The sequence below is a fragment of the Methylobacterium sp. WL103 genome, from assembly GCF_008039885.1.
GTDB classification, from domain to species: domain Bacteria; phylum Pseudomonadota; class Alphaproteobacteria; order Rhizobiales; family Beijerinckiaceae; genus Methylobacterium; species Methylobacterium cerastii.
Genome location: NZ_VRUX01000130.1, coordinates 1 through 9324 on the forward strand (window position 1 = coordinate 1; position 9324 = coordinate 9324).

At 69.0% G+C, this 9324-nt stretch carries 7 protein-coding genes and 1 pseudogene; 2 read left to right on the forward strand and 6 right to left on the reverse strand.

The window, feature by feature from the left end; genetic code table 11:
* Nucleotides 1–156: 156 nt before the first annotated feature.
* The 6 genes and pseudogenes from FV222_RS10530 to FV222_RS10555 all read right to left on the reverse strand — a co-directional run.
* Nucleotides 157–420: pseudogene (locus FV222_RS10530) on the reverse strand (biotin/lipoyl-containing protein); the annotation flags it as partial.
* A gap of 86 nt (nt 421–506) precedes the next feature.
* Nucleotides 507–3506: a 2-oxoglutarate dehydrogenase E1 component gene (locus FV222_RS10535; RefSeq protein WP_147763814.1), complete on the reverse strand. Its 3000-nt coding sequence runs from the start codon at nt 3504–3506 to the stop codon at nt 507–509.
* A gap of 215 nt (nt 3507–3721) precedes the next feature.
* On the reverse strand, nt 3722–4606 hold the full coding sequence (gene sucD / locus FV222_RS10540; RefSeq protein WP_147751582.1) for a succinate--CoA ligase subunit alpha: 885 nt from the start codon (nt 4604–4606) through the stop codon (nt 3722–3724).
* 6 nt (nt 4607–4612) lie between these two features.
* On the reverse strand, nt 4613–5809 hold the full coding sequence (sucC, locus tag FV222_RS10545) for an ADP-forming succinate--CoA ligase subunit beta (protein WP_147814172.1): 1197 nt from the start codon (nt 5807–5809) through the stop codon (nt 4613–4615).
* Nucleotides 5810–5948: 139 nt separating this feature from the next.
* Nucleotides 5949–6911, reverse strand: coding sequence for a malate dehydrogenase (mdh, locus tag FV222_RS10550; protein WP_147763816.1), 963 nt, complete (start codon nt 6909–6911; stop codon nt 5949–5951).
* Nucleotides 6912–7204: 293 nt separating this feature from the next.
* Nucleotides 7205–8014 carry a ceramidase domain-containing protein gene (locus FV222_RS10555; protein ID WP_210248475.1) on the reverse strand — a complete coding sequence of 270 codons (810 nt, stop codon included), beginning with the start codon at nt 8012–8014 and terminating at the stop codon, nt 7205–7207.
* Nucleotides 8015–8175: 161 nt separating this feature from the next.
* Between FV222_RS10555 and xth the strand changes: the two genes are divergently transcribed.
* Both xth and FV222_RS10565 read left to right on the forward strand, forming a co-directional pair.
* Nucleotides 8176–8976, forward strand: coding sequence for an exodeoxyribonuclease III (gene xth / locus FV222_RS10560; protein ID WP_147814174.1), 801 nt, complete (start codon nt 8176–8178; stop codon nt 8974–8976).
* A gap of 137 nt (nt 8977–9113) precedes the next feature.
* The coding region (locus tag FV222_RS10565) for a hypothetical protein (RefSeq protein WP_147814176.1) at nt 9114–9324 on the forward strand (211 nt) is incomplete at its 3' end.

Here is a 9324-nt window from a genome sequence, read left to right on the forward strand (position 1 = left end):
CCCCCCCCTTTTTTTTTTTCATGCAGTAGAGGGGATTCGCGTGTGGCTGCGGTCTCGTGGGCGCGGTTTTGTGTATAAGAGACAGTCCTTGGCCGGCGCCGCCTCGACCGCCTTCGCGTCGGGGGCGGACGCCTTCGCTGCCTCGGTGTCCTTCTTCGGCGCGGGCTTGGCGGCCCCGCCGCTCGCCTCGACGATCGAGCCGAGGAGCGCGCCCGGCTCCACCGTCTCGCCGTCCTTGACCAAAATCTCACCGAGCTCGCCGGCGGCCGGGGCGTTGACTTCGAGGGTCACCTTGTCGGTCTCGAGCTCGACCAGGGGCTCGTCGGCCGCGACCATGTCGCCCGGCTTCTTGAACCAGCGGCCGATGGTGGCCTCGCTGACGGATTCGCCGAGCGTCGGGACGAGGATGTCGGTTGCCATGTTTCTCACGCCGGATCGGTTGGGCCGTACCGGACGGCCGGGATAGGGTGCGGCGGCCCATCAGGAGCCGCCGCGTCGTCGAAAGGTCAGACCGCGAGGGCCTCGTTGAGGAAGGCCTGGAGCTGCGCCTGATGCTTCGACATCTGCCCGACGGCGGTCGATGCGGAGGCCGGGCGGCCGACGTAGCGGGCGCGCTTCACCGCGGAGCCGGCCTGGCCGAGCACCCATTCGAGGTAGGGCTCGACGAAGGCCCAGGCGCCCATGTTCTTGGGCTCCTCCTGGCACCACACCACCTCGGCGTTGCGGAAGCGGCCCATCTCGTTCGCCAGCGCCTTGAGCGGGAACGGGTAGAGCTGCTCGACGCGCAGCAGGTAGACGTCGTTGACACCGCGCTTCTCGCGCTCCTCGAACAGGTCGTAGTAGACCTTGCCCGAGCACAGCACGACGCGGCGGACCTTGTCGTCGCGCACCAGCTTGACGCCGCCCTCCTCGTGCTCGGCGTCGTCCCAGAGGATGCGGTGGAAGGTCGAGCCCTCCGCCAGCATGTCGAGGCTCGACACCGCCCGCTTGTGGCGCAGCAGCGACTTCGGGGTCATCAGCACCAGCGGCTTGCGGAAGTCGCGCTTCAGCTGGCGCCGCAGGATGTGGAAGTAGTTCGCCGGCGTGGTGCAGTTGGCGACCTGCATGTTGTCCTCGGCGCAGGACTGCAGGTAGCGCTCCAGGCGCGCGGACGAGTGCTCCGGGCCCTGGCCCTCGTAGCCGTGCGGCAGCAGCATCACGAGGCCGGACATGCGCAGCCACTTGCGCTCGCCGGACGCGATGAACTGGTCGATGACCACCTGCGCACCGTTGGCGAAGTCGCCGAACTGCGCCTCCCACAACACGAGGGCGTTCGGTTCGGCCGCCGAGTAGCCATACTCGAAGCCGAGCACCGCCTCCTCGGAGAGCATCGAGTTGATGACCTCCAGCGGTGCCTGGCCCTCGCGGATCGCGTTCAGCGGCGTGAAGCGCTGCTCGTTCTCCTGGTCGATCACCACGGCGTGGCGCTGCGAGAAGGTGCCGCGCTCGACGTCCTGGCCCGAGAGCCGGACGCGGTTGCCGTCGAGCATGGTCGCGCCGAAGGCCAGAGCTTCCGCCGTCGCCCAGTCGATGCCGACGCCGGTCTCCACCGCCTTGGCGCGGTTGTCCATGAAGCGCTGGATCGTCCGGTGCAGGTGGAAGCCAGGGGGCGCCTGGGTGATCTTGCCCGCGATCTCGCGCAGGGTCTCGGCCGGCACGCCGGTGCGGCCGCGGCGCGGGTCGTCCACGTCCTCGTGCACGGCCTTGAAGCCGGACCATCGCCCGTCGAGCCAGTCGGCCTTGTTGGCCTTGTAGGTGCCGGCGACCTCGAGTTCGGCGTCCAGGATCGCCCGGAACTCGGCCTTGCGGGCGTCGTAGGCCTCCTGGCTCAGGGTGCCGTTCTCGATCAGCTTGCGGGCGTAGCTCTCCAGCACCGAGGTGTGCTTGCGGATGCGCTGGTACATCTTCGGCTGGGTGAAGGCCGGCTCGTCGCCCTCGTTGTGGCCGAAGCGGCGGTAGCACAGCATGTCGATCACGACCGGCTTGCCGAACTTCTGGCGGTACTCGACGGCGACCTTGGTGGCGAAGGTCACGGCCTCGGGGTCGTCGCCGTTACAATGGAAGATCGGCGCCTCGACCATCTTCGCCACGTCGGACGGGTAGGGCGACGAACGCGAAAAGCGCGGATCGGTGGTGAAGCCGATCTGGTTGTTGATGATGAAGTGGATCGAACCGCCGGTGCGGTGGCCCTTCAGGCCTGAGAGCCCGAGGCACTCCGCGACCACGCCCTGGCCGGCGAAGGCCGCGTCGCCGTGGATCAGCAGCGGCATCACGCTGGCGCGCACCACGTTGGGCTTGGCGCGCTGGTCCTGCTTCGCGCGGACCTTGCCGAGCACGACGGGATCGACGATCTCGAGGTGCGACGGGTTGGCGGTGAGCGACAGGTGGACGTTGTTGCCGTCGAAGGCGCGGTCGGACGAGGCACCGAGATGGTATTTCACGTCGCCCGAGCCCTCGACCTCGGCCGGCGAGGCCGAGCCGCCCTTGAACTCGTTGAACACCGCCCGGAAGGGCTTTGCCATCACGTTGGTGAGCACGTTGAGGCGGCCGCGGTGGGCCATGCCGAGTACGATCTCGCGCACGCCGAGCGCGCCGCCGCGCTTGATGATCTGCTCGAGGGCCGGGATCATCGCCTCCGAGCCGTCGAGGCCGAAGCGCTTGGTGCCGGTGTACTTGAGGTCGAGGAACTTCTCGAAGCCCTCGGCCTCGATCAGCTTGTTGAGGATCGCGCGGCGGCCTTCCGGCGTGAACGAGATCTCCTTGTCCTTGCCCTCGATGCGCTCCTGCAGCCACGCCTTCTCCTCGGGATCGGAGATGTGCATGAACTCGACGCCGAGCGTCTGGCAGTAGGTCCGCTCCAGGATCGCGACGATCTCGCGGATCGTGCCGAACTCCAGCCCCAGCACGTTGTCGAGGAAGATCGGCCGGTCCCAATCGGATTCGAGGAAGCCGTAATGCTGCGGGTGCAGCTCCTCGTGGTCGCCGCGGGGCGCGAGGCCGAGCGGATCGAGCTTGGCGTGGAGGTGGCCGCGCATGCGGTACGAGCGGATCAGCATGATCGCGCGGACCGAATCCTTGGTCGCCTGCTCCACCGAGACGCCGGTCCGGGTGGTGACCGCGAGGCCGTCGGTCGGCTTGCCGGGCCTCTGCTCGCCCTTCTCCGCGCCCTTGGCGAGGATCTTCTCGCCGACCGCCTTCTCCAGGGTCGCCCAGTTGCCGTCGAGGGCCGAGACGATCTCGCCGTTGGCCGGAACCGGCCAGTTCGGCTTGGTCCACGAGGCGCCGGCGGCGTTCTTCTCGACCAGGGTCTCGTCCTCGCCCAGGCCCTTGAAGAAGGTCTGCCACTCGGGATCGACCGAGGACGGGTTGCGGGCGTAGGCCGCCTGCAGTTCCTCGATGTAGGCGGCGTTGCCGCCATAGAGGAACGAGGTCTCCAGCAGCGCTTCGTTCACGTCCTGGCGTGCCATCGGCGGGTCATCCTGTCCTTGCGGGCTCTCCGCCGGCGCGCGAGAGCCGCGTCATCGCGCGGGAGGCGCCTCCGCTCGGGGAGGCTCGGGCCGCGCTGCGATTCCTTGCGGGCGCGCGAAGCGGCGCCTCGTCGTCCATCATATGGCGTCACGGGCTTGCGTGCGCTGCAACACAGCCGCGCGCGGGGCCATACGCGCGCGGCTGTCACTGGGTTTCAGCCCTTGAGGACCTCGACGAGCGTCGAGCCGAGGCGCGCGGGCGAGGGCGAGACGCGGATGCCCGCGGCCTCCATCGCCGCGATCTTGTCCTCGGCGCCGCCCTTGCCGCCGGAGATGATCGCGCCGGCATGGCCCATGCGGCGGCCCGGAGGCGCGGTGCGGCCGGCGATGAAGCCGACCATCGGCTTCTTGCGGCCGCGCTTGGCCTCGTCGGCCAGGAACTGCGCCGCCTCCTCCTCGGCCGAGCCGCCGATCTCGCCGATCATCACGATCGACTTGGTCTTCTCGTCGGCGAGGAACAGTTCCAGCATGGAGATGAACTCGGTGCCCTTCACCGGGTCGCCGCCGATGCCGACCGCCGTGGTCTGGCCGAGGCCCGCGGTCGAGGTCTGGAACACCGCCTCGTAGGTCAGCGTGCCCGAGCGCGAGACGATGCCGACCGAGCCCGGCTTGAAGATGTTGGCCGGCATGATGCCGATCTTCGATTCGCCCGCCGTGACGACGCCGGGGCAGTTCGGCCCGATCAGGCGCGACTTCGAGCCTTCCAACGCGCGCTTGACCCGCACCATGTCGAGCACCGGGATACCCTCGGTGATGCAGACGATCAGCGGCATCTCCGCCGAGATCGCCTCGCAAATCGCGTCGGCCGCGCCCGGCGGCGGCACGTAGACCACGGACGCGGTCGCGCCGGTGGCCTCGCGGGCCTCGCCGACCGTGTCGAAGACCGGCAGGCCGAGGTGCTTGGACCCGCCTTTGCCCGGCGAGGTGCCGCCGACCATCTTGGTTCCGTAGGCCATCGCCTGCTCGGAGTGGAAGGTCCCGTTCTTGCCGGTGAAGCCCTGGCAGATGACCTTGGTGTTCGCGTCGATGAGGATGGACATGGTGCTTCAGCCCTTCTTCACGGCGGCGACGATCTTCTGCGCGGCGTCGTCGAGGTCGTCCGCCGGGATCACGTTGAGGCCGGAGCCGCTGATGATCGCCTTGCCTTCCTCGACGTTGGTGCCCTCGAGGCGCACGACGAGCGGCACCTCCAGGCCGACCGCCTTCACCGCCGCGATCACGCCGCGGGCGATGACGTCGCACTTCATGATGCCGCCGAAGATGTTGACCAGGATGCCCTTCACCTGCGGGTCGGCGGTGATGATCTTGAAGGCCGCGGTGACCTTCTCCTCGGTCGCGCCGCCGCCGACGTCGAGGAAGTTGGCCGGCTCCTCGCCGTAGAGCTTGATGATGTCCAGCGTCGCCATGGCGAGGCCGGCGCCGTTGACCATGCAGCCGATCGTGCCGTCGAGCGCGATGTAGGCGAGGTCGTATTTCGAGGCCTCGATCTCCTTGGCGTCCTCCTCGGTCTCGTCGCGCAGCGCGACGATGTCGGGGTGACGGTAGAGCGCGTTCGAATCGAACGAGATCTTGGCGTCGAGGCACTTGAGGTGGCCGTCGCCGGTGAGGACCAGCGGGTTGATCTCGAGCATGCTCATGTCCTTGGCCGTGAAGGCCGCGTAGAGCTTGTTCGTGAGGTCGGCGGCTTCCTTGGCCTGGGGACCCGTGAGGCCGAGCGCCTTGGCGACCGCGCGGCCGTGATGGGGCATGATGCCGGTGGCCGGATCGACCGAGAAGGTGACGATCTTCTCAGGGGTGTCGTGGGCCACCGTCTCGATGTCCATGCCGCCTTCCGTCGAGACGACGAACGCGACCTGGCCGGTCTCGCGGTCGACCAGCATCGACAGGTAGAACTCGGCCGCGATCTGCGCGCCTTCCTCGATGTAGAGCCGGTTGACCTGCTTGCCGACCTCTCCGGTCTGGATCGTCACCAGCGTCTGCCCGAGCATCTCGCCGGCGAACTGCTTCACCTCGTCGATCGACTTGGTGACGCGCACCCCGCCCTTGGCGCCGGCCGGAGCCCCCTTGAAGGTGCCCTTGCCGCGGCCGCCCGCGTGGATCTGGCTCTTCACCACCCAGACCGGGCCGCCGAGCTCCTTGGCGGCGGCCTCGGCCTCCTCGGGCTTGAAGATCGCGACGCCCTTGGAGACGGGCAACCCGAACTCCTTCAGCACCGCCTTGGCTTGGTATTCGTGGATGTTCATCGAAGGACCCTCTCCGTCATTCCGGGGCGCCGGAGGCGAGCCCGGAATCCAGAGCCGCTGTCGCGGCAAACTGGAGCACCACCTGTGGTTCTGGATCCCGGGCTCCGCTTCGCGGCCCCGGGACGACAAACGTCGTGGCTCAGGCGAGCGCGGGATTCACCGTCTTGCAGGCCTCGATCAGCGTGTTCACCGCGCCGACGGACTTGTCGAACATCGCCTTCTCGGCCGCGTCGAAGGTCACCTCCAGCACGCGCTCGACGCCGTTCTCGCCGATCACGACGGGGACGCCGACATACATGCCGGAGATGCCGTACTGGCCGTCGAGGTAGGCGGCGCAGGGCAGCACCCGCTTCTTGTCCTTGAGGTAGCTCTCCGCCATCGCGATGGCGGAGGCCGCCGGCGCATAGAAGGCCGAGCCGGTCTTGAGCAGGTTGACGATCTCGCCGCCGCCCTTGCGGGTGCGCTCGACCATGGCGTCGAGCTTCTCCTGGGTGGTCCAGCCGAGCTTGACCAGGTCGGTCAGCGGCACGCCAGCCACGGTCGAGTAGCGGGTGAGCGGCACCATGTCGTCGCCGTGGCCGCCGAGCACGAAGGCGGTGACGTCCTCGACCGAGACCTTGAACTCTTCGGCCAGGAAGTGGCGGAAGCGGGCCGAGTCGAGCACGCCGGCCATGCCGACGACCTTGTTCGTCGGGAGCCCGGAGAACTTCTGCAACGCCCAGACCATGGCGTCGAGCGGGTTGGTGATGCAGATCACGAACGCGTCGGGCGCGTTCTCCTTGATGCCGGTGCCGACGGCCTCCATGACCTTCAGGTTGATCCCGATCAGGTCGTCGCGGCTCATGCCGGGCTTGCGCGGCACGCCGGCGGTGACGATCACCACGTCGGCGCCCCTGATCGCCGAATAGTCGCTCGCGCCGGAATACTTGGCGTCGAAGCCGTCGATGGGCGCCGATTCGGCGATGTCGAGCGCCTTGCCCTGCGGCACGCCGTCGACGATGTCGAACAGCACGACGTCGCCGAGTTCCTTCAGACCGGCGAGGTGCGCCAGCGTTCCGCCGATCTGGCCGGCGCCGATGAGCGCGATCTTGCTGCGTGCCATGTCCGAGACGTCTCCAGCTATGCGTGAAAGGTGAGGCGCGGCCTGCGGGCGGCGCGACGTTCGAAATCCGACTCGAAGCGGCGCCAGAAGCGGCGGTTTTTCCTGCGCGGCTGTGTGGCCGAAAAGCACCGCTCCATCAACCCGATGGAGTCGAGCCTAGCAGGGTTCGGGCCAGGAGGGAGACGCGGCGCAAAACGAAAAGCCCTCGAAAAGCCAAGCTTTCCGAGGGCTTTGCGAGCGGAACGATGCCGCCGGCGATGCGCTATGACAGATTCGAAAACCTGTCATTCCGCTCAGAGGATGCCGGCGCGCAGCACCCTTTGGATCGCGTGGATGACCGCACCGAAGCGGGCGTCGACGAGGTCGCGCGGCACCTCGGCGTCGTGCTGAATCGCCAGCGGATGGGTGAAGCGGTAGCTCGCGTCGAAGATGTAGGCGATGGCGCGTTCGCGGTCGCGGGCCGAGAAGGTGCCGGTGGCCATGCCCTCCTCGATCACCCGCTCGACCAGGCTGCGCAGGCGCACCCGATGGCGGCGTGCGATCGGCCGGGCGGCGACGGTGGCGTCGAGGTGGACCGCGAACAGGTTCGGCTCGTCCTGGAGCGCGTCGCGCTGCAGGGCGGCGAGCGCGGTGAGCAGGCGCTCGATCTTGTCGTCGGCCGGGTCCGGCGCGTCGGCGATGCCGGCCAGGCGGGTCTCGATGTCGCGAAGCCAGCGGCCGGCGACGGCGTCGAGAGCCGGGACGAGCCCGAAGCCGAAGCCCGCGAAGGCCAGCGTCGCCGCCCATGCGGCGACCGGCCCGAATCGCAGGAACCGCACCATCGCCAGGTAGAAGTAGGCGTGGATGAACACGGCGATCGGCACGACGTCGGCGAGCATGGCCCAACGCACGGCGAGCGTGTGGAACAGGAACGACCCGATGCCGACGACCGCCGTCAGGAGCGCCAGCGCGACGCCGGCCCGGTCGTCCGCCGCGCGGGCGCGCCGATGGGCCGCGACGGCGGCGACAAGGAATGCGGCGTTGGACAGGGCGTTGACCGGCTCGGCCCAGAACGCCGCGCCGTCCCGCTCGCAAAAGGCGCCGATCGGTTCGAACCAGTCCACCGGCGGCCTCGTTGCGTGAGCGGGCGGCGACGCGCCCGGCCTTCCGCTTGTCAGGCCGGTGCGAAGGCGCGATGACGGGCTCCGCCCTCACAAGACGCCAGACGACGGGCTTCGCCCTCCAGGACGCCAGACGACGGGCTCCGCCCTCCAGGACGCCAGCGATGCGCATCACCACGTGGAACGTCAATTCGATCAAGCAGCGGGTCGGTCACCTGCTCGCCTTCCTCGACGAGGCCAAGCCGGACGTGGTCTGCCTGCAGGAGCTGAAGTGCCAGGAGGAGGCGTTCCCGCGCGCCGAGATCGAGGCGGCCGGCTATGCCGTCGAGGCGGTGGGGCAGAAGGCCTATAACGGCGTCGCGCTGCTGGTCCGCGCGCCGCTGACCTACGATCCGGCCACCGTGCTGCGCGCGCTCCCGGGCGACGCCGAGGACGAGCAGGCCCGCTACGTCGAGGCGCTGGTCAGCGGCGACGGCGTCGCGCCGGTGCGGGTGGCCTCGATCTACCTGCCGAACGGCAACCCGGTGGCGAGCCCGAAATACCCCTACAAGCTCGCCTTCCTGGAGCGGCTGCGTCTTCACGCGATCGCGCGGATGCGCGAGGAGACCGCGCTGGTGCTCGCGGGCGACTACAACGTCATCCCCGAGCCGGAGGATGCGGCCGAGCCCACGGCCTGGGCCGACGACGCGCTCTACCTGCCGACCACGCGGGCGGCGTTCCGCGCGCTGCTGGCCGAAGGGCTGACCGACGCGGTTCGCGCCTGCGACCCGCGCCCCGGCCTCTACAGCTTCTGGGACTACCAGGCCGCCGCCTGGTCGCGGAACTTCGGCATCCGGATCGACCACCTCCTGCTCTCGCCGCAGGCCGCCGACCGGCTGGTCTCGGCCTCGGTGCAGAAGCACCTGCGCGGCCTGGAGAAGCCGTCGGACCACGTGCCCGTGACGGTGGAGCTGGCGGCGGGGTAGGCGCGCCGGCGTTGTCCACGCCTTTCGCGGCGACATAATCCCCGACTCCGCAACAAATTTCTCCGGCTCAGGTTGTTCAGCGCCACCGGGAGACGCCGGCAGCCCTGGGACGACCGAGCATGGAACGACCGAATCAGATGAGCGGCGACGACGTCTTCGGCGAGGCCGAGACCGTCCCCGGCCCAGCGCAGGATCAAAGGCAGGACAAGGACGGACGCGACGCGCACGAGGCGGCCGAAGAGGTCGTGCTGGAGCCGCTGGCCGACTATCCGCACATCGATCTGCGGACCGGCGGCGAGCCCTGGGACAAGCGCCGCGCCGCCGGCAAGCGCCTGCGCGAGGCCGTGC